The sequence below is a fragment of the Nonomuraea phyllanthi genome (assembly GCF_006334985.2).
GTDB lineage: Bacteria > Actinomycetota > Actinomycetes > Streptosporangiales > Streptosporangiaceae > Nonomuraea > Nonomuraea phyllanthi.
Window position 1 is genome coordinate 140,506 of sequence record NZ_VDLX02000005.1, and the last position, 18,993, is coordinate 159,498.

An 18,993-nucleotide genomic window follows, 5' to 3' on the forward strand; every position below is an offset into this window, starting at 1 on the left:
CCTGCCGTCAGGCGGGGCGGGCGGTCTGCAGGAGCAGGTCGCACAGGGCGTCGGCCGCGTCCACGCGGCCCAGCTTGGCCGCCGCCTGCCCCATCATCTGCCGCAACCCCGGATCGGCGAGCAGCGGCATCAGCTCGGCCAGCAACTGCTCGGCCGACGGATGCGGCTCCAGCAGGGCGCGGGCCGCCCCGGCCGAGGCCAGGTAGGCGGCGTTCTTGCGCTGCTCGTCACCGCCGGTCGGGATCAGCGGGATCAGCACGGCGGGCTTGCCGATGGCCGTCAGCTCCGAGACGGTCCCTGCGCCGCTGCGCGCGATCACCACGTCGGCCGCGGCGAACAGGTCGGCCAGCTCCCCGCCCACGTAAGGCACCGGATGGTAGCGATCGGCCAGGTCGGGAGGGAGCTGGATGGCCCGCATGTGGTCGATCCAGGCGGGCCCGCACTGGTGCACGATCTGCGCGTGCGCCAGCAGCCGCGGCAGGACCTCCGCGATCAGGGTGTTGATCTGCTTGCTGCCCTGCGCGCCGCCCGTCACGTAGATCAGCGGCACCTCGAACGTCAGCCCGAACAGGTCGTAGGCCGCCGCCCGGTTGCCCTGCAGCAGCTCCGGCCTGATCGGGTTGCCCGTCACCACGGCCTTCGAGCGCGCCGAGGCCGGCAGGTAGTCGAGCGAGGACTCGTGCGACAACGCGATCCTGGTCGCCAGCCTGGCCAGGATCCGGTTGGCCAGCCCCACCACGGTGGTCTGCTCGTGCATCACCAGCGGCCGGCGGATCAGCTTGGCCGCCACCCCGATCGGGACCGCCACGTAGCCCCCGGTCGACAGCACCACGTCCGGCAGGTAGCGGGCCGCGTGGCCGACGGCCTGCAGCACCCCGACCGGGATGCGGAACACGTCGGCGATGTTGGTGCCCAGCTCCTTGAGGTTGGGGCGGCGCCGCAGCTTCCCCGTCGTGATCGCCTTGAACGGGATGCCGTGCTCGGCCGTGATCCGCGCCTCCAAGCCGTTGGCCGTGCCCACCCAGAGCACGTCGTGCGGCACCTGGCGTCGCTGGACGGCCGACAGGGTCGTCAGGGCCGGATAGGTGTGACCGCCGGTGCCGCCGCCGGTGATCAACAGTCGCAGGGTTCGTGACATGCGATCAGATTAGGGCCGCACAGCGGAAACCCGTGTGCCCGGTCGAGGAGTCAGGCGTGTTGGAGGTGCGGGCGGCCACGCGGTAGCGGTTGCAGTAGGAGTCGTGGCACATGTACGAGCCGCCGCGGATCACCTTCGACGTGCCCTCGGCCGGACCGGCCGGATCCTCGGCGAACGGCTCCCACTCCGTGCCCCACCAGTCGGCCGTCCACTCCCACACGTTGCCGGAGACGTTGTAGAGGCCGTACCCGTTCGGCTGGAACGACTTCACCGGCACCGTGCCCTTGCTCGGCGCGACCGGGAAGCGGCCCTGCCAGATGTTGCACCGCTGCCGCCCCTTGGGCGCCAGCTCGTCACCCCACGGATAGCGTTTGCGCTCCAGGCCGCCGCGGGCCGCCATCTCCCACTCGGCCTCCGTGGGCAGCCGCTTGCCGGCCCAGGCGGCGTACGCGGCGGCGTCGTTCCAGGACACGTGCACGACGGGGTGGTTCTGCCGGTCGCCCACCGACGACCCGGGGCCCTCCGGCGAGCGCCACGTGGCGCCCTCGACCCCCACCCACCAGGGCGCGCCCGGCACCGTGGCATCCATCACCCCGCGCGTGGCGAACTGGCGGAACACGAACGACCAGCCGATCCGCTCGGCCTCCGTGACGTAGCCGGTGTCCTTGACGAACGTGGCGAACTGCGCGTTCGTCACGCACGCCGGGTCGATCATGAACGGCGCCAGGCGCACCTCCCGCACCGGCCCCTCGCCGTCCTCCAGCCGCCCGTCCGGGTCGTCCCCGCCCATGAGGAACGTCCCGCCCGGGACGCGCACCATCCCGCGCGGCGCCGGCCGCCGCACGGCCACCTCGACCGGCTGCCGGTACGGCTCCGCGGCGACACCGCCGTCTCGGCTCGGACCACAGCAAGCGCTCACAGATCCCCCCAAACGTGTCATGCCACCAAGGAAGGGTAGTCGCTGCGGCATGGCCACGATCACACGGCCGCCCGGGACTCCCGGCGGGGCCCGGCTCCGCTTCGCCGTCGGAGCAGCGGACCGGTAGCGTTTTCCCATGCGACTCGGCGTGCTGGACATCGGCTCGAACACGGTGCATTTACTGGTGGTCGACGCCCATCGGGGCGCGCGGCCCATGCCCGCCTACTCCCACAAGGAGGCGCTGCGCCTGACCGAATACCTGGGCGAGGACAACCGCCTGGCCGGTGAGGGCATCGAGCGGCTCGGCGCCTTCGTCGAGGAGGCCGTGCACCTGGCCGAGGACAAGGGGGTGGAGGACCTGCTGGCCTTCGCCACCTCCGCCGTGCGCGAGGCGGCCAACGGCGAGGAGGTGCTGGCGCAGGTCGAGCGGCGCAGCGGCGTGCAGATCGAGGTGCTGTCCGGGCGCGACGAGGCCAGGCTGACGTTCCTGGCCGTGCGGCGCTGGTTCGGGTGGTCGTCGGGGCGGCTGCTGGCGTTCGACATAGGGGGCGGCTCGCTGGAGATCGCCGCCGGAGTGGACGAGGAGCCCGACGTGGCCGTCTCGCTGCCGCTGGGCGCCGGGCGGCTGACGCGCGACTGGTTCACCGCCGACCCGCCGTCCCCCGAGGAGGTCCGCAAGCTGCGCAAGCACGTACGCGCCGAGATCGCGCGCACGGTCGGCGGCGTCGCCAGATACGGCGAGCCCGACCGCGCGGTGGCCACGTCCAAGACGTTCAAGCAGCTCGCCAGGATCGCCGGCGCGGCGCCGTCCAGCGAGGGGCCGTACGTGTCGCGCTCGCTGTCGCGCGAGGACATGGCCGACTGGGCGGTGAAGCTGACCACCATGCGCTCGGCCGAGCGGGCCGAACTGTCCGGCGTGTCCGAGGGGCGGGCGGCGCAGCTGGCCGCCGGGGCGCTGGTCGCCGACGCGGCCATGGACCTGTTCGAGGTGGAGCGGCTGGAGGTGTGCCCGTGGGCGCTGCGCGAGGGCGTGATACTGCGCCGGCTCGACCTCCTGCCGGGCCGGCTCGACCCGCTCACCGTCGCACCTTCAGAGTAAGGCGGATATATCTTCAAGAACTGGCATAAAGGGCTGGTGGGCGGGCATCTTCCGCCGAATGGTGGAAGTCCTCGGCGCCATCGGCTCCCTGATGATCGCGGTTCTGCTCATCGTCCTGGCCGTGCTTGCCATCGCGATCGTCGCGCTGCTCGGCTTCGCGCTGCTGGCCGGCTCGATGACCGACTGGCGCGACCTCTGGCGGCGCCTGACCCGCGCACGGCGCCCGGCGGACGAACGGAGCGGCTCGGGGGACGAGCGGAGCGGCTCGGGAGGCGACCGGAGCAGCTCGGGAGGCGACCGGAGTGGCCCGGGGGACGACCGGCACAGCTCGGAGGACGTGCGGAGCGGGCGGCGGTCAGTGCCGGGCGGCGCCGGACCCGGTGAGGTCCGGCGGCCCGGCGGGGACGCGCGAGGTCCGCGGCTGCACCCGCGCCAGGGCGTCAGGTGGCCATGAGCTGCCGCCCGGCCGCCCCGGGGGCGTACCTGAGCCGCTTCTCCAGGCAGACCACCGCGCCGTTCTCGCGGTGATTGGTGAACCGGATGTCGTCGGCGAGCGCGCGCATGATCTGCAGCCCTCGCCCGTGCTCCGCCCCGGGCGCGGCGTCGGCGATGTGCTCGGGGTCCTTGCCGGGGGCGAACCCGTTGCCGTTGTCGATGACCCTGATGACGCACAGGCTGTCGTGCACGGTCGCGCTGACCGTGTAGTCGTCGCTGGGCTCGGCGTGCCTGATCACGTTGGAGCACGCCTCGGTGAGCATCAGCTCGATGTCATCGCGTACCTGAGGCTCGACCCCGAGTGACCGCAGCGTGCCGTCCAGCATCTGCCTGGTCAGCGGGACGCTCGCCGCATCCCGGGGCAACCGGAGCGCTATGGTGGCCTCCACCGCCACCTCCTCCTCCCGTCTGGATGCGTCAGCCCCTTCTGCCCCCGTTCCGCTGAGTCAATCGTCGCTTTACGTGTTCGGAGCCCGGAGGGCTAGGGCTCGAGGAGGCGCCTGGACACCTCCAGCGACGCCTTGTAGACCTCGTCGTCGGAGAGCTCGCCCTCCTTGAGCAGCCACTTGCCCGCGTGCAGCGCGAACAGCGCCATCGAGCGGCTGATGCGCTCGACGGGCGTGGCGCCGGGCTCGCTCATCTCGTTCGTGAGCTCCATCATCCGCTCGCGGATCTTGCTGAGCGTCGGATGGTCGCGCATCGCCGTCTGGTTGCGCTCCAGGAACCTCGCGACCCCGAGGTGCTTGGTGCCCCTGAGCATCGCGGCGTAGCGCTCGACCAGCTCGCGCCGCGTCTCCGGCGTCTTCGGCCGGCTCCTGAACCAGGCGAGCAGCTCCTCGATCTCGGTCAGCCGGGTGTCGACCAGGCTGGCCACGATGTCGTCCTTCGTCTTGAAGTGGTAGTACAGGGCGGCCTTCGTCACCCCCAGCTCCTCGGCGATCTCCCGCAGGGATGTCGCCTCGTAGCCCTGCTCGGTGAACAGCCTGAGCGCGACCTCCTGGATCCGGCTTCGCGTGTCTTCCCGCACTTCACACCTTTTCGACTTGACGGTCGGCAAGTAAGTATTTAGCTTATTCTAGGCTTGCCGGGCGGCAAGTAAGCAAGATCTGTAACTCATGGGGGGTGTGTGGTGACGGAGCCAGTCGGACGGCGCCGCGAGGTCATGGTCGTCCTTCCGGGACTGATGTTAGCCATGGTCCTGGCGATGCTCGACAACATGATCGTGGGTACGGCGATGCCGCGCATCGTCGGGGAGCTCGGCGGGCTGACGCATCTGTCGTGGGTCGTCACGGCGTACGTGCTGGGGACGACCGTCTCGACGCCGATCTGGGGCAAGATCGGCGACCTGTACGGGCGGAAGAACATCTTCGTCACCTCGATCGTCATCTTCATGATCGGCTCGGTGCTCTGCGGCATGGCCGGCTCCGACCTGCTCGGCGGGCCCGACGGCGGCATGGGCGAGCTGATCGCGTTCCGCGCGATCCAGGGCCTCGGCGCGGGCGGCCTGATGGTCAACGTCATGGCGATCATCGGCGACCTGGTGCCGCCCCGCGAGCGCGGGCAGTACCAGGGCATCATGGCCGGCGTCATGTCGCTGGCGATGATCGCCGGCCCGCTCGTCGGCGGCTTCATCACCGACCACCTCGACTGGCGCTGGGCCTTCTACGTGAACCTGCCGGTCGGCGCGATCGCGCTGGTCCTCATCGTGGCGCGGCTGCACCTGCCGGTGCTGCACAACAAGGTCCGCATCGACTGGGCGGGCGCGATCCTGCTGTCGGTCAGCATCACCGCGATGGTGCTCATCACGACGTGGGGCGGCAACCAGTACACGTGGGGCTCCTGGCAGATCCTCGGGCTGGCCGCGCTCGCCGTGGTCACGCTGGCCGTGTTCGTGGCGGTCGAGCGCAAGGCGCTGGAGCCGATCATGCCGCTCCAGCTCTTCCGCAACCGCAACTTCACGCTGATCTCCGCCATCGGCTTCCTGCTCGGCTTCGCGATGTTCGGCGCGATCAACTTCCTGCCGCTCTTCCAGCAGATGGTGCAGGGCGCCACGGCCACCAACTCGGGCCTGCTGCTGCTGCCGATGATGGGCGCCTCGATGGTCGTGTCGCTGTTCGTGGGCAAGGCCATCACCGCCACCGGCAAGTACAAGATCTACCCGGTGATCGGCGGCGTCGGCATGGCGGCGGGCATGTGGCTGCTGTCCACGATGGACGTCGCCACGCCCGCCTGGGAGACCGGCGTCTACATCGCGGTGCTCGGCCTCGGCATGGGCTTCCTCATGCAGACCACGATGCTCATCGCCCAGAACAGCGTCGAGCAGAAGGACCTGGGCGTCGCCAGCAGCGCCAGCACGTTCTTCCGGTCGATCGGCGGCTCGTTCGGCGTCTCGCTGTTCGGTGCGGTCTTCAACAACCACTTCCTGTCCGAGCTGACGGCCCGGTTCGGCGCGCAGGCGGCGGACCGGATGGCCAAGAGCGGCGGCCGGATGGACCCGGGGGCGGTCGCCCAGATGCCCGCCGGGATGCGGACCGGGGTGCTGGAGTCGCTGGCCACCTCGATCTCCGGCGTCTTCTGGTGGGCCATCGTGTTCGCCGTGGTGGTGCCGGTGCTGGCGGCGTTCGTCAAGGAGATCCCGCTGCGCGGCGGCGCCGCCATGGGCTCGGCCGCCGAGAAGGAGGTCTCCCCGGCGGCGGGCTGACCGGCGCGGACGCCCGAGGCGGTGGTGCGCCGGAGAGGCCGGGTGTCAGACGCGCGGTGGTGCGCCGGAGAGGCCGGATGCCGGAGGCGGTGGTGCGGCCAGGCGGCCGGGCGTCAGACGCGGTGGTGCGCCAGGTGGTCCAGGACCGCCTGGTTGGCCTCCCAGCCGTCCGGGAACTTGACCGGCACCCCCAGCTGCACCGGCTCCGCCGACGGGTGGGCGTCCAGGAGTTCGGCGATGCCCGCCCTGGCCACCACCACGCAGGCGTGCCGGTGCCGGGACGCCAGCACGCACAGCCGCCCCGACTCCAGGTGGAAGGCCGTCGCGTCACGCCGTCCGGACAGCGGGTGCAGCACGATGGTCACGTCGTACTCGCGCCCCTGCAGCCGGTTGGCCGTGTCCACGGTGATCTCGGCGGGCACCCCGGCGGCCCGGATGGCGGCGACCTGGTCGCGGTGGGCGGCGCCGACGGCGACGCGGTCGGCCGTCACGGGGCGCTCGCCCTGCTCGGAGGTGGCCACGGCGCCGCGCTGCAGCAGCCGGGACGCCAGCAGCGCCACCGCCTGCACGGCCTCCCCGTCGGTGCGGACCGTGTGCCGGTTCGGCAGTTCCAGCAGCGCCCACCCCGAACGCGCGGCCTCCTCCAGCGCCCGGTCGTGCACGGTGCCCATGCCGCCGGTCGTCAGCTCCAGCCGCCGGTCCCCGTCCCCGGTCCCCGAGCGGAACCCGGTGAACGGGTAGAACGCCCGCGACACGACGGGCGCGGCCGAGGCGGGCAGCCGCCACGACACCGGCAGCCGGTGCACCGGCAGGTCGGGGTTGTGCCGCAGCAGCACCGACACGGCGCTCTGCAGCGGGTCCCACGACAGCCCCGACCAGCGGTCACCGTCCACGATCGAGAACGGGTCGAGCTGCCCGGGATCGCCCACGAACAGCGCCCGCTCGAACAGCCCCGCGATCCGCAGCAGCTTGTCCGAGCGCATCTGGTACGCCTCGTCCACGATCGCCCACGGCCACACCCGGTCGGCGATCCACGCCCACTTGTCGGCCGTCGCGATGACGATGTCCGGATCGCCCAGATCCTGGATGCGGGTGCCGACCCGGACGCCGGGCAGCTCCAGCAGCCGCAGGGCGGGCACGTAGCCTCCGGCCGACAGCCGCCCCACGCTCAGGTGGGGGTGCTTCTCGGAGATCCGGGTCACCAGGTCGTCGACCTGCTCGTTCGTCTGGGCGACGATCATCAGCGGCTCGCCGGTCGCCGCGATGTGCGCCGCCGCCCGTACGACGAGGGTGGACTTGCCCGCCCCCGGCGGCGAGTCGACGACGACGCCGCGGTGCCGGGGCAGGTCGGCCAGGACGTTCCTGATGACCTGCTCGGGGCTGTCGGTCACGACCACTCCTCCTGCGCGTCCTCGTCGTCGGGCACGTGCTCGGGCGGCGGCCCGCCGTGCGTCCACGGTGTGGCCTCGGCCTCGGGCAGGGCGGGGGAGCCCTGGAAGTCGCCGGTCAGCGAGGTGTAGCAGACGCGCTCGCCGACCTCCGGCACGGCGCCGGGCGCCGCCGTCTTCCCGCGCCCCATGCCCTTGGTGATCTTCAGGGTGACCAGGCCCTCGCCGGCGGACACGAGCTCGGCGCCCTGGCCGCGCCGCTCCGGGGTGCCGAGGGAGGTGCCGGGCGCCAGGCGTACCGGATCGTCGGTCTTGATCACCACCAGCGGGCGGAGCTTGCGCGAGCGGCCCTCGCCCTCGGTGTTGTCAGGGACGGTCTCGATCACCTCGCCCGCGAACGCCTCCCCGGTCAGCCGGTACTCGGCCATGATCAGCGGGTCGTCGTAGGCGCGCTGCACGTCGTACGCGGCCTGCGCGCGCTCCATGCGGGCCAGCTTGGCGGCGGCGGCCACCGCGCCGTCGCGCCGGGGCTGCGGCGGCGCGCCCTCGGCGAGGTGCGCCGCCATGCCGCTGAACGAGCCGCGGTCCTGCTCCCACCGCTGGCCCGCGCCGGGCGCCTCGGGCAGCCCGGACAGCAGGTCGACGGACTGCCACATGAGCCGCCACGTCGGTTCGAGCTGGGTGCGCAGCGCCTCGGTGACGCGCTCGTCCGATCCGCTCTCGATGGCCGGCGCCAGCACCTCCGCGTCGAACCCCGGATCGGTCGCCGGCCCGGCCGGCGGCCAGACCAGCGGGTCCTCGGCGTCGTCGCTCGGCCCCGTGGTGATCCAGGCCAGCAGCGCGGCCAGGTTGGCGTCCTCCAGGGCGCTCTGCCCGCTCGCCCAGTGCCGCGCCAGCTCCTCGGTCGCGGAGATCATCAGGCAGGAGCCCGGGTACGCCGCCCGCTCCCCGAGGTAGGTCAGCCACCGGCCCAGCAGCGGCACCCCCTCCGGCACCGGGTACGGCCCGTCGGCGCGGCGGAAGCGGGTCGAGCGGCCGAGCAGCCGGGTGAAGGCCACCCCGGCCGGGTTGGGCACGATCAGCTGCGGCGCGTCCAGCGCGCGCTCGTAGGGATCGGCGTTCCTGCGCTCCACCGTCTCGGTGTCGGCGAGGAAGCCCTCGATGTACGGCAGCAGCTCCCCGGCCAGCTCGGCCGCCCACGCGAAGCGCAGGTCGCGGTTGCGCGGCTGGGTCACCACGAGCAGGCGCGGCCGGGCCCGGTCGGTGCCGAGCATGGCGGCCAGCGGGGCGGCGGCCTCGCCCGACAGCTTGAGCGGGATGAACACCATCGGCCGTTCCGACAGATGGCAGTGCCTGACGGTCGCGACGGGCTGCGCGATGCCCTGCTCCAGGGCGCGCAGCCGCGCGAGCGAGGTCAGCAGGCTCACGTGAGGCACTCCCTGCGCAGGCGTTCGGCGTTGCGGAGCAGCCGGGCGATCTCCTCCTGCCCCTCGGCGGGGTCGCGCTCGCCGTCGGCCAGCCCCAGCGCCTCCGCCACCGAGGCCACCCCGCCCAGCTCGTCGCGCACCTGCCGGCCGAGCAGGTCGGAGGAGCCCTCCTGGCGGGCCTCGTCCCGGCAGAAGAAGCACATGTCGCACGTGGACAGGCAGTCGGGCGCGTAGCGGGCGGTCGCGCCGCGCAGCGCGTCGGACAGCTCCGCCACCGGCCTGGTCGGCCGGCCGTCCTCGCCGGGCCGCAGGTCGAACGTCACGTCGTCGGGCAGACCCGCCAGCAGCCGGTCGAGGGTGGTCATCCGGGCGAGCTGGCGACGCAGCACGGCCAGCTGCCTGCGCACGTCGACCAGGCTCGCGACCGGCCGGTTGGCGAAGTTCTCGGGGCAGACCAGCACCACCTCGTGCGAGACCTTCAGCGGGTCGTGGCCCAGCTCCTCCAGCAGTGCGCGCAGCGCCAGCACGTACACCGCCGCCTGCCGCGCGGCCGCCGCCACCGCCGCGGGGTCGGCCTGCCCGTCGACCACCGCGAACGACTTGATCTCCACGATGTGGAAGCGGCCGCCCAGCTGGAACGCCACCACGTCGGGCTCCAGGTAGGCGGTGTGACCGGCGATCTCCAGGCTGAGCAGCGGGTGATCGTAGAGGGTGCCCGCGTCCTGGCCCTCGCGCGCCGCGCGGTCGATGAGCGCGCGGGTGTGGGTGTGGCGCAGGTGGGCGCCCACGTTCTCGACGTCGTGGTAGGCGACCTCGGCCACCGGCAGGCCCAGCAGCTCGCGCAGCATCCGCAGCAGCTCCGCGCAGCCGTCGGCCTTGACCAGCGACTCGAACAGGTTGCCGCGCGTGATCGCGAACGGCGACTGCCCGAACGGCGCGGGGAAGCCCAGGTGCCGGGCCACGGCGTCCTTGTCGATGCCGGCGCCGTCGAGCAGCGCCCGCCGCGCGCAGCCGGGGTTGGCGGCCAGGGCCGCGATGGCGCGGGCGTCGTGCGGCCGCGGCGGCGTCGTGCCGCGCAGCGCGTCGAGCGTGTTCATGGCCAAGCCGCTCACTCCGCCTTCACCCCGTTGATCGTGCCCTTCATGGTCGTTTCCTTCGCGATCGTGCTCAGCGTAGCGGCGCCGAACAGGCGGGCCACGTCACCGAGCTGCGCGGCGGCGCGTCGCGCCAGCTCGGCGCGGTCCCGCGTGTCGCGCTCGCGGTGCACGCGCAGCTCCGCGCGGGCCGCCTCGATCACCCTGCCGGGGTCGGGCGGGCCCAGCGCGCCGCCGGTGGCGCCGGGGATGTTCCTGGCCATCCGGATCAGTAAGCGGTCCGCCCGCCCGTCGGCCCCCTCCTGCGAGGCCACCGCGATGGCGCAGGTCAGGAAGTCGACGCGAGGGCTGAGCGGCCCCACCACCCGCCGCTCCAGCGGCCAGGTGCTGAGCGTGAGCAGGCCGCGGGCGGGGGAGAGGCGGTCGGTCAGGGCGGCGGACAGATAGTACGGCCGCCCGTGCGGCGCCGACCTGAACGAGCGCTCCTCGTCCCTGCGCAGGCTGGTGAGCTGGGCGCTGCGGATCGTGCCGCCGAAGAACGCGTCGCTGACCGCCACGATGAGGCGCGGCTGGGCGGCGGCGCCGAGCAGGCGCAGCCCCTGGTGCACCTGCTCGCGCACGGTGACCAGGCGCGGCGGCTCCAGCGCGGGCGGCGGCTGCTCGCCGCTGACGAGCGCGTCCCAGGAGCGCTCGGCGGTGCGCAGCTCGGCGCGGAGCTCGCGGGCGCGGGCGCCGTCCCTGGCCCGCATCGCCCTGCGCACGCCGGCCCGCAGCTCGTCGATGCGCCGCTCCAGCTCGTCCAGCCGGTCACTCATGGCCCGAGCGTAGCAACAGTCCCAGCATTTTCCAGTATTTCGCGAAATAGAGGGCCATCCGTGATCTACGGCGTAAAGGCGGCCGGCTCGCGGGAGCCCACCGGCGGTCTCCGTCAGCGTGCCGCGGGGACCGCGACGACCCACCTGCGGTCCTCGGTCAGGAAGCGCTCCAGCCGCAGCCCCTCGGCCGCCAGGGCCGCCGCGAGCTCGTCGTCGGTGAGCCGCCGCGAGGTGAACGACTGCGTCCACACCCTCTCGCCCTCCTCGCCGTCGCCGGCGTGCGTGTAGCGCATGGTCGCGCGGAACAGGCCGGGGGAGACCTCCTCGACGGCCGCCATCGTGACCGTGAGGTCGCCCTCGTCCCTGCCCATGCCCGCGTGCCAGCCGTCGTGCGCCTCGGGAGGCGTCCACTCGATCAGCACCGCGCCCCCGGGTTCGACGTGCCGCGCGCACGTCGCGATCAGCTCGCGCCGCCCCGGATCGCCCGCCGTGTGGATGAGGTGGGAGGCCAGCATCACCGTGTCGAACCGGCGGCCGAGTCGCAGCCCCTGCACCCGCGCGAGCACCGTGGCGGCGCCGCGCACGTGGGCCAGCATCTCGGCGGACTCGTCCACGGCCACCACGTCGAAGCCGCGCTCGACGAGCGGATGCGTCACGCGGCCGACGCCCGCGCCCAGCTCCAGCACGGAACCGCCGGGCGGGGTCACCTGGGCGACGATCTCGGGCTCGCCGCCGGGCTCGAGCAGCGTGTAGAACGCGACGGGAGATCCGTCGGGGGTGATGGGGCCGGGGCCGGTGCCGCTGTTGTCCATGATCCGACGGTATCTCCCCCGCGGATCCCGTACCGCGCGTCATGGGCGTGTGACCAGGGCGTAATCCGGCCGTGAGGCGGGGACGAAGGCGGTGTGACTCGTGAGACTCGCCTTGTCGTGGGAGCCGCCGCCGGAGTGGCCGCTCTCGTGCCCGTCTACTACCTGACCGAGGCCGCCGCCAGGGCCCTGCGGACGGGCAACGCCACGTTCGGGCCCTCCCCGGCGGCGCTCGCCTACCTGACGGCGGTGGCGGTCATCGTCACCCTGCTGACCGCCTGGCCGGCCGCGGCGCTCGGCTGCGGCATCCCGCTGGCCGCCGCGGGCGGCGTGTTCGCGCTCGACCTGCCGGCCGCGCTCGGTGTGGCCGGGAGCCTGCCCTGGGCGGGCGACGGGGGCCTGCCGTGGTCGCGGCCGGACGGCGCCCCCTGGGCCGAGCTGGCCGAGCCGCCCGGCACCATGGCGGGCATGACCGGCCTCTACACGCTCATCGGCGCCCTGCTGGTGCTGTCGGCCCTGCTGCCGAGCCGGGTGCGCTCGGCCCTGAGAGACTGACCCGTCACGGCAGCCAGCTCACGTGGCCGTGCAGCAGGGCGTACCCGACGAAGGCGACGGCGTCGATCAGCGTGTGCGCCACGATCAGCGGCATGGCCCGCCCCCACCGCTGGTAGAGCCGCCCGAACACCAGCCCCATCACCACGTTCCCGACGAACCCGCCGAACCCCTGATAGAGGTGGTACGACCCGCGCAGCAGCGACGAGACCGCGAGCGCCTTCCACGGCCCCCACCCGGCCTGCCCCAGGCGGTGCAGCAGGTATCCGGCGACCAGGACCTCCTCCAGCACGCCGTTCTGCGCGGCCGCCAGCAGCAGCACCGGCACCTGCCACCACACCTGCGGCAGCTGCCCGGGGACGACGGTGAGGTTCACGCCCACGGCCCACACGGCGAGGTAGAAGGCCAGCCCCGTGCCGCCGATCGCGGCCGCCAGCAGCGCCCCGCGCACCGTGTCGCGGCCCTTGGCGCCGAAGTCCACGCCGATCGTGCGCAGCGACTCGCCCGAGCGCACCAGCAGGTACGCCACCAGCGCCACCGGCGCCACGCTGATCGCGATGTCGACCAGTTGCAGCGTCAGGTCCAGCCACGGCCGCCCGGGCGCCATCGACCCGACGAGCACCGCCCGCTGGCCCTTCAGCTCCTTCGGCGCCGTGAGCGCCCCGATCAGCCGGACCAGCGCCACGAGCCCGCTGGCGCCGAGCGAGACCGAGAAGACGACGAGCACCTCGGCCCGGATGAGCCGGGGGGTGAGCACCTGGAGCGGCGCGGCGGGAGACTCAGTGCGCATGGCCGCAGATTAACGCCTACGCGATCGGACCTGGATAAAGCGCTCACGCGCCGGGGGCTCCGAACGGCGTCCGGGAACGAACCGGCGGCCCGCCCCCGGGGGTGGGGCGGGCCGCCGGAGGACAGGGCCTGAAGGCGGGTTCAGTGGGAGCCGGTCAGGTCGAGGTCCTTGACCTTGGGGTCGCCCTCGTCGGCGAAGTAGTCGTCGCGGGCCGTGGCGTCCTCGCCGTCGGCCACCTTGGCCGCCCGGAAGATCAGCGTGCCGAGCACCGCCACCACCACGTTCACGATCAGCGCCAGGAAACCGGCGTAGATCGTCATCTTGGTGTCGAAGCCCAGGTTCGACAGCGCGAACGCCGAGCCGCCGAAGTGGGCCTTGCCGCTGGCCGGGTTCGGGATGAGGTACAGCATCCACAGGCCGGCCGCCAGGCCGAGCGCCCAGCCCGCGATGAGGCCGCCCTTGTGGAACCAGCGCGTGTAGAGGCCCAGGGCCACCGACGGCAGCGTCTGCAGGATGATCACGCCGCCGATGAGCTGCAGGTCGATCGAGAACTGCGGGTCGAGCACCAGGATGCACAGCACCGCGCCCACCTTGACGACCAGCGAGGTCAGCTTGGAGACGTTGGCCTCCTGGGCGTCGGTGGCGTTCTTGTTGATGTACTCGCGGTAGACGTTGCGGGTGAACAGGTTCGCCGCCGCGATCGACATGATCGCCGCAGGGACGAGCGCGCCGATGCCCACGGCCGCGTACGCGACGCCCGCGAACCAGCCGGGGAACATCTGGTCGAACAGCAGCGGCACGATCGTGTTGGAGTCGGGCCTGCCGTTCGCGCCCACGATCGGCTTGATGCCGGCCGTGATGGCCATGAAGCCGAGCAGCGCGATCAGGCCGAGCACGAAGCTGTAGGCGGGCAGCGCCGACATGTTCCGCTTGATGACGTTGCGGTTCTTGGAGGCGAGCACGCCGGTGAGGCTGTGCGGGTAGAGGAACAGCGCCAGCGCCGAGCCGAACGCCAGCGTCACGTACTGGAGCTGGTTGGCGGCGTTGAGGGTCAGGCCGTCGCCGGGGTTGGGGCTGGCGTCGAACTTGGCCTTGGCCGCGTCGAAGATCGAGTCCCAGCCGCCCAGCTTGGCCGGGATGTAGATCACGGCCGCGAGGATCACGATGTAGATCAGCGCGTCCTTCACGAACGCGATCAGCGCGGGCGCGCGCAGGCCGGACTGGTAGGTGTACGCGGCCAGGATCGCGAACGCGATGATGATCGGCAGGTGCCCGGAGATGCCCATCGCCTTGAGGACGGCCTCGATGCCGACGAGCTGGAGCGCGATGTACGGCATCGTCGCCACCAGGCCGGTGATCGCGATGGCCAGCGCCAGGGTCGGGGAGCCGAAGCGGGCCCGGACGAAGTCGGCGGGGGTGACGAAGCCGTGCACGTGCGACACCGACCACATCCGGGCCAGCACCAGGAACACCATCGGGTAGATGACGACGGTGTACGGCAGGGCGTAGAACCCGAGCGCGCCGGCGCTGAACACCAGCGCGGGAACCGCCACGAACGTGTAGGCGGTGTAGAGGTCGCCGCCCACCAGGAACCAGGTGACCCATGACCCGAAGCTGCGCCCGCCGAGCCCCCATTCGTTGAGGCTCGCGAGGTCGCTGGGCCGCCGCCACCGCGAGGCCACGAACCCCAGGACGGTGACCACCAGGAACAGCAGGACGAAGACGACCAGTTCGGTCGTGTGGCCGCTCATTTGGTCATCCTGTAGACGATGGTCGTGCAGGCGACGCCCACGATGATGAAGGCCAGTTGCAGCCAGTAGAAGAGCGGGAAGCCCAGCAGGCGGGGCTCGTCGGCGTTGAACAGGAACGTCAGCAGCGGCAGCACGATGGGCACGACGAGCAGCCAGTTCCAGGGGCTGCGGTCGGTGCGTGGCTGCCCGGGTTCCCCGGTAGTCATCGACCCTCCGATGAGTGGATCAGGAGCCGTGTGGTGACCGGTTCCTGACAGGTAGTCATTGGTGGGAGATTAGCTTTGCGGGGGTATTCAACCCAATGTCGTTAATATTACGGTTTGGCCTATTTACTGAGGCCGCGCTGGTGAACGCCATGCCCTACGTCGCGAAAGACTAAACACATGGCACAGTCCCGCCCTTCTTCCGATCGCCGAGTGGTCGATTCCTCGCGCCGAACGGTCCTCGCGTGGCGGCCGCGCTAAAACATGACAAGAGGTGTCGGGTTTTCGGCCGACGATCGCTCTCATGATTGCTGTGGTGGCGGGAGCGACCCGCGGAACGGGACGAGGCATAGCGGTGGCGCTGGGCGCGGCCGGCGCGACGGTGTACTGCACCGGCAGGAGCACCAGGGACGGGCGCTCCGAGATGAACCGCCCGGAGACGATAGAGGAGACGGCCGAACTGGTGACCGCTGCGGGCGGGACCGGCATCGCCGTCAGGACCGACCACCTGGACCCGGCACAGGTCGAGGCCCTGGCCGAGCGGGTGGACCGCGAGCAGGGCAGGCTGGACGTGCTGGTCAACGACGTGTGGGGCGGCGACCCGCTCTGGGAGTGGGAGACCCCGGTCTGGAAGCACGACATGGACAAGGGGTTCCGGCTGCTCAGGCTCGCGGTCGACACCCACATCATCACCAGCCGCCACCTGCTCTCCCTGATGATCAGGAACGAGGGCGGGCTGGTCGTGGAGGTCACCGACGGCACCTGGTCCTTCCACCAGTCCCGCTACCGGGACAACGTCTACTTCGACCTGGCCAAGGTGTCGGTGAACCGCCTGGCGTTCGCCTGGTCGCACGAGCTGCGCCCGTACGGCGGCACCGCGATGGCGGTCACGCCGGGCTTCCTGCGGTCGGAGGCCATGCTGGACGGGTTCGGCGTCACCGAGGACAACTGGCGGGAGGCGAAGGTGGACCCCGCCTGGCTGGTCTCCGAGACGCCCGCGTACGTCGGGCGGGGCGTGGCCGCCGTCGCCGCCGACCCCGACCGGCAGCGGCGCTGGTCGGGCAGGTCGGTCTCCAGCGAGGAACTGGCGGAGGCGTATGGGCTGACCGACGTGGACGGCAGCCGGCCGCGCGTGTGGAGCTTCATCGAGGAGGCACGCGAGCCGGGCAAGGACCTCGACCCGGCCGACTACCGGTGACCGCCGGAAGCGGCCACCGGCGGGGGAGAGCGAGCGGCCACCGGGAGGTGAGCGCCGCGAGCGGCTAGCGGTAGAGGGCGGACATGCGGGCGGCGGCCTCGGCGGTCATCGCCCGCAGCTCCGGCGGCGCCAGCACCTCCGCCTCCGCCCCGAACCGCAGCACCTGCGAGAACGCCACCTCCACCGACTCCACCGCCAGCCGCACCGTCCCGTCCGGCCGGAGCGAGGCGAGCGCGTCGTCGAGCGCGGCCGGGTCGGCGATGTGGCGCAGCATCCGCACCCCGCGCTCGCTGAGCCGGAGCGTGATCACCTCCCGCAGCAGCGACCGGGTGAACTCGGCCGCCTGCGCCGTCCAGAAGGCCGCGAGGTCGAAGGCGGGGTCGCGGTCGAACGGCTCGTCCAGCACGGACACGGCGTCGAAGCGCGGCACCCGGAAGATCAGGAACCGGGTGCCGAGCCTGGCCGCCAGGTACCAGACGCCCGCCTTGAGCACCAGCCCGTACGGCTCCAGCGTCCGCGCCCGCCCCTTGTAGCGGGCCGAGACCCGCCGGTCGTTCCACACGGCCCTGGCCAGCGGGGCCAGGACGGCCGGCGGCGGCTCGTCGCCGGCCCACCAGCCGGGCGCGTCGAGGTGGAAGCGCTGCGCCGCGACGGCCGGCGCGTCCCGCAGCGCGGGGGAGAGCGCGGCGGCGGCCTTGAGCCGGGCCGTGGCCGCCACCCCCTCCAGCCCCATCTCCCGCAGCGCCGCCGGCACCTCGGACAGGAACAGCGCCTCGGCCTCGGCCCGGTCGAGCCCGGTCAGCCGCGTGCGGTATCCCTCCAGCAGTCGGTAGCCGCCGCCCCGCCCGCGGTCGGCGTACACGGGCACGCCCGCCTCCGACAGCGCCAGCACGTCGCGGTGGACCGTGCGCTCGGAGACCTCCAGCTCCTCGGCCAGCTCGGCCGCCGTCATCCCGCCCCGGCCCTGCAGCAGCAGGACCAGCGACATCAGCCGCGCGGCGCGCACAGCGGCAGCACCACGGCGGAGGGGTGCTCGGGGGAGTGGAACACCTCGACGTCCGCGGGCACCATCGTGCCGTTCCCGCTGCCGAGGGGATCGCCGGTGCCGGGGTTGCGGGCGATCGTCGGGTACGCTCCCGCCGCCACGTGCACCCTGATCCGGTGGTCGCGCCCGAACCGGTGCGCGATCGGCCACAGGTCCACCGAGACCCGCCGCACGCCGGGGCCGCCGTCCACGAGGCGGCGCACGCCCTCGCAGATGTTGAGCGAGCGGCCGTCCGGCTGCACGTCGCACACGCGTACCACGACGTCCACGTACGGCGTGCTCGACCGCACGAACACCTCGGCCCGCACCGGCCCGATCGCCTCCACGTCGGACTCCAGCGCGGGGGAGCTGTAGACGAGCACGTCGCGCCGCTGCTCCAGCCGGCGCTGGTCGCGCGGCCTGGAGTCGCCGAGCAGCACGGGCCCGCCGATCACCGGCGTCGGATGGGACGGGTGGTAGCGGAACCGGTCGGGCGGCGAGTCCAGCGGGCCCTCGGGCCCCAGCCCAAACCCGTGCTGCAGGTGCCAGCGCCGCTCCCGCATCCCGGGCACAGGCCAGTCGGGGTAGTCGCGCCACTGCCGGGCCCCCGTCACGTAGAGCCGCACGGGCTGGGCCCGCAGCAGGGAGCGGTCGCCCAGCAGGTGCGCGCGGAACCAGGCCGTCGCCTCGGCCATGGCGGGCCGCCCGTGGTGGGCGTCGACGTGGTACCACGGCCCGATCGTCAGGTACGGCCGCCGCCCCGCCGCCCGCAGTGCCGCGTAGTCCTTCAGCTGCCACGGCAGGAAGACGTCGTACCAGCCGCCCAGCATGCTGACCGCGGCCTCCACCTCGCCCACCTTGGGGGAGAAGTCACGCTTGTCCCAGTAGGGGACGGCCGGGTCGGCGTGGTGGGCGAGCAGGTCCTGGAAGAAGCGGAGCTCCCGCCCGGCCGAGGCCACGTCCAGCTCGGCCACGGGACGCCCGGACAGGACCGCCCGGCGGGCCATCCTGGGCGCGGTGAAGGCGGCGGCGCCGCCGAAGCGGCGCGACATGCCGTCGGTGAGCGTGGTCCAGCTCAGCGCCGACTCCAGCGCGAACGCGCCGCCCACGTAGGCGGCGTCCCTGAACTGGGAGGCCGTGACCTGCGTGGCCATGGCCTTCAGCTCGGGCCCCGCGTAGGGGGCGATGGCCCACTGCGTGTAGCCGAGGTAGGAGGGGCCGAACATGGCGAACGAACCGCCGTACCAGGGCTGCTCGCGCAGCCAGACGACGGTGGCCAGCCCGTCGTCGTGCTCGTCGCCGAGCGGGTCGAGCAGGCCGCCGGAGCCGAAGCCGCCGCGGCAGCTCTGGATCACGACGTGGAAGCCCTGCCGGGCGAATCCCCGGCCGTAGAACCAGCCGAACAGGCCGCGACGGCCGTACGGGGAGCGCATCAGGACGACGGGGGCCCGCCCGACGTCCGCCGGGGCGTAGTGGTCGGCCAGCAGCGTCACGCCGTCGGGCATCGGCACGGGAAGGTCCCGGTGAAGCCGCACGCGTCTCATGTAGTTAGCAGTAACAGATGCCGCCCGGCCCGTGGTAGCCAGGGGG

Annotated in this window: 19 protein-coding genes; 5 read left to right on the top strand and 14 right to left on the bottom strand. The window is 72.6% G+C overall.

From position 1 onward, the window contains the following. Positions 1-7 precede the first annotated feature (7 nt). Together FH608_RS14925 and FH608_RS14930 are read right to left on the bottom strand one after the other, a co-directional pair. Positions 8-1,138, bottom strand: coding sequence for a UDP-N-acetylglucosamine--N-acetylmuramyl-(pentapeptide) pyrophosphoryl-undecaprenol N-acetylglucosamine transferase (locus FH608_RS14925; RefSeq protein ID WP_139631100.1), 1,131 nt, complete (start codon positions 1,136-1,138; stop codon positions 8-10). Positions 1,139-1,142: 4 nt separating this feature from the next. Further along, the gene (locus FH608_RS14930; RefSeq protein ID WP_455430070.1) at positions 1,143-2,078 is read right to left on the bottom strand and encodes a formylglycine-generating enzyme family protein; all 936 of its coding nucleotides are present in this window, start codon (positions 2,076-2,078) and stop codon (positions 1,143-1,145) included. A 115-nt stretch (positions 2,079-2,193) separates the two neighbouring features. On the opposite strand from FH608_RS14930, the gene FH608_RS14935 reads away from it, so the two are divergent. Further along, positions 2,194-3,156 (top strand): Ppx/GppA phosphatase family protein, encoded by a 963-nt coding sequence (locus tag FH608_RS14935; protein WP_139631101.1) that lies wholly within the window; start codon positions 2,194-2,196, stop codon positions 3,154-3,156. Between the two features lie 58 nt (positions 3,157-3,214). Further along, positions 3,215-3,610: a hypothetical protein gene (locus FH608_RS14940; protein WP_139631102.1), complete on the top strand. Its 396-nt coding sequence runs from the start codon at positions 3,215-3,217 to the stop codon at positions 3,608-3,610. On the opposite strand, the gene FH608_RS14945 is transcribed toward FH608_RS14940, so the two are convergent. Together FH608_RS14945 and FH608_RS14950 are read right to left on the bottom strand one after the other, a co-directional pair. Continuing rightward, positions 3,597-4,040, bottom strand: a complete 444-nt coding sequence (locus FH608_RS14945) for an ATP-binding protein (RefSeq protein ID WP_139631103.1) — start codon at positions 4,038-4,040, stop codon at positions 3,597-3,599. The two genes, FH608_RS14940 and FH608_RS14945, sit on opposite strands and share 14 nt — an antisense overlap. Before the next feature lie 92 nt (positions 4,041-4,132). After that, complete coding sequence (locus FH608_RS14950; protein WP_139631104.1) at positions 4,133-4,678, bottom strand: TetR/AcrR family transcriptional regulator; 546 nt, start codon at positions 4,676-4,678, stop codon at positions 4,133-4,135. Between the two features lie 102 nt (positions 4,679-4,780). Here FH608_RS14950 and FH608_RS14955 point away from each other — a divergent pair, with 102 nt between their 5' ends. Beyond that, positions 4,781-6,352 carry an MDR family MFS transporter gene (locus tag FH608_RS14955; protein WP_226899546.1) on the top strand — a complete coding sequence of 524 codons (1,572 nt, stop codon included), beginning with the start codon at positions 4,781-4,783 and terminating at the stop codon, positions 6,350-6,352. Between the two features lie 113 nt (positions 6,353-6,465). On the opposite strand, the gene FH608_RS14960 is transcribed toward FH608_RS14955, so the two are convergent. From FH608_RS14960 to FH608_RS14980, 5 genes are all read right to left on the bottom strand, one after another. Next, positions 6,466-7,743 (bottom strand): AAA family ATPase, encoded by a 1,278-nt coding sequence (locus FH608_RS14960; protein ID WP_139631105.1) that lies wholly within the window; start codon positions 7,741-7,743, stop codon positions 6,466-6,468. Beyond that, positions 7,740-9,167, bottom strand: a complete 1,428-nt coding sequence (locus FH608_RS14965; protein ID WP_139631106.1) for a hypothetical protein — start codon at positions 9,165-9,167, stop codon at positions 7,740-7,742. The genes FH608_RS14960 and FH608_RS14965 overlap by 4 nt, the downstream gene beginning before the upstream one ends. Beyond that, entirely contained in the window at positions 9,164-10,279 is a 1,116-nt protein-coding gene (locus tag FH608_RS14970; protein ID WP_226899547.1) for a hypothetical protein, read from the bottom strand. The genes FH608_RS14965 and FH608_RS14970 overlap by 4 nt, the downstream gene beginning before the upstream one ends. Continuing rightward, positions 10,276-11,076, bottom strand: a complete 801-nt coding sequence (locus FH608_RS14975) for a hypothetical protein (protein WP_139631108.1) — start codon at positions 11,074-11,076, stop codon at positions 10,276-10,278. The genes FH608_RS14970 and FH608_RS14975 overlap by 4 nt, the downstream gene beginning before the upstream one ends. A gap of 113 nt (positions 11,077-11,189) precedes the next feature. Further along, the gene (locus FH608_RS14980; protein WP_139631109.1) at positions 11,190-11,888 is read right to left on the bottom strand and encodes a class I SAM-dependent methyltransferase; all 699 of its coding nucleotides are present in this window, start codon (positions 11,886-11,888) and stop codon (positions 11,190-11,192) included. Positions 11,889-11,981: 93 nt separating this feature from the next. Between FH608_RS14980 and FH608_RS14985 the strand changes: the two genes are divergently transcribed. Further along, positions 11,982-12,440 (top strand): hypothetical protein, encoded by a 459-nt coding sequence (locus FH608_RS14985; RefSeq protein WP_139631110.1) that lies wholly within the window; start codon positions 11,982-11,984, stop codon positions 12,438-12,440. A gap of 4 nt (positions 12,441-12,444) precedes the next feature. Here FH608_RS14985 and FH608_RS14990 read toward each other — a convergent pair whose 3' ends face one another. From FH608_RS14990 to FH608_RS15000, 3 genes are all read right to left on the bottom strand, one after another. Beyond that, positions 12,445-13,227, bottom strand: a complete 783-nt coding sequence (locus FH608_RS14990) for a CPBP family intramembrane glutamic endopeptidase (RefSeq protein ID WP_139631111.1) — start codon at positions 13,225-13,227, stop codon at positions 12,445-12,447. A 140-nt stretch (positions 13,228-13,367) separates the two neighbouring features. Next, on the bottom strand, positions 13,368-14,978 hold the full coding sequence (mctP, locus tag FH608_RS14995; RefSeq protein WP_139631112.1) for a monocarboxylate uptake permease MctP: 1,611 nt from the start codon (positions 14,976-14,978) through the stop codon (positions 13,368-13,370). Then, positions 14,975-15,184, bottom strand: coding sequence for a DUF3311 domain-containing protein (locus FH608_RS15000; protein ID WP_139631113.1), 210 nt, complete (start codon positions 15,182-15,184; stop codon positions 14,975-14,977). Before FH608_RS15000 ends, mctP begins: the two co-directional genes overlap by 4 nt. 301 nt (positions 15,185-15,485) lie before the next feature. Between FH608_RS15000 and FH608_RS15005 the strand changes: the two genes are divergently transcribed. Then, positions 15,486-16,379, top strand: coding sequence for an SDR family oxidoreductase (locus FH608_RS15005; protein WP_139631114.1), 894 nt, complete (start codon positions 15,486-15,488; stop codon positions 16,377-16,379). 64 nt (positions 16,380-16,443) lie between these two features. Here the strand turns inward: FH608_RS15005 and FH608_RS15010 are convergent, their stop codons facing one another. Together FH608_RS15010 and FH608_RS15015 are read right to left on the bottom strand one after the other, a co-directional pair. Further along, positions 16,444-17,385, bottom strand: a complete 942-nt coding sequence (locus tag FH608_RS15010) for a helix-turn-helix transcriptional regulator (protein WP_193318428.1) — start codon at positions 17,383-17,385, stop codon at positions 16,444-16,446. Next, positions 17,367-18,947, bottom strand: a complete 1,581-nt coding sequence (locus FH608_RS15015) for a CocE/NonD family hydrolase (RefSeq protein ID WP_193318429.1) — start codon at positions 18,945-18,947, stop codon at positions 17,367-17,369. Before FH608_RS15015 ends, FH608_RS15010 begins: the two co-directional genes overlap by 19 nt. Between the last annotated feature and the right edge of the window lie 46 nt (positions 18,948-18,993).

Coding starts and splice junctions, on each gene's coding strand:
- FH608_RS14925 (WP_139631100.1), bottom strand. CDS start 1,138: ATGTCACGAACCCTGCGACTGTTGATCACCGGCGGCGGCACCGGCGGT.
- FH608_RS14930 (WP_455430070.1), bottom strand. CDS start 2,078: ATGACACGTTTGGGGGGATCTGTGAGCGCTTGCTGTGGTCCGAGCCGA.
- FH608_RS14935 (WP_139631101.1), top strand. CDS start 2,194: ATGCGACTCGGCGTGCTGGACATCGGCTCGAACACGGTGCATTTACTG.
- FH608_RS14940 (WP_139631102.1), top strand. CDS start 3,215: ATGGTGGAAGTCCTCGGCGCCATCGGCTCCCTGATGATCGCGGTTCTG.
- FH608_RS14975 (WP_139631108.1), bottom strand. CDS start 11,076: ATGAGTGACCGGCTGGACGAGCTGGAGCGGCGCATCGACGAGCTGCGG.
- FH608_RS14980 (WP_139631109.1), bottom strand. CDS start 11,888: ATGGACAACAGCGGCACCGGCCCCGGCCCCATCACCCCCGACGGATCT.
- FH608_RS14990 (WP_139631111.1), bottom strand. CDS start 13,227: ATGCGCACTGAGTCTCCCGCCGCGCCGCTCCAGGTGCTCACCCCCCGG.
- mctP (WP_139631112.1), bottom strand. CDS start 14,978: ATGAGCGGCCACACGACCGAACTGGTCGTCTTCGTCCTGCTGTTCCTG.
- FH608_RS15000 (WP_139631113.1), bottom strand. CDS start 15,184: ATGACTACCGGGGAACCCGGGCAGCCACGCACCGACCGCAGCCCCTGG.
- FH608_RS15005 (WP_139631114.1), top strand. CDS start 15,486: ATGATTGCTGTGGTGGCGGGAGCGACCCGCGGAACGGGACGAGGCATA.
- FH608_RS15015 (WP_193318429.1), bottom strand. CDS start 18,947: ATGAGACGCGTGCGGCTTCACCGGGACCTTCCCGTGCCGATGCCCGAC.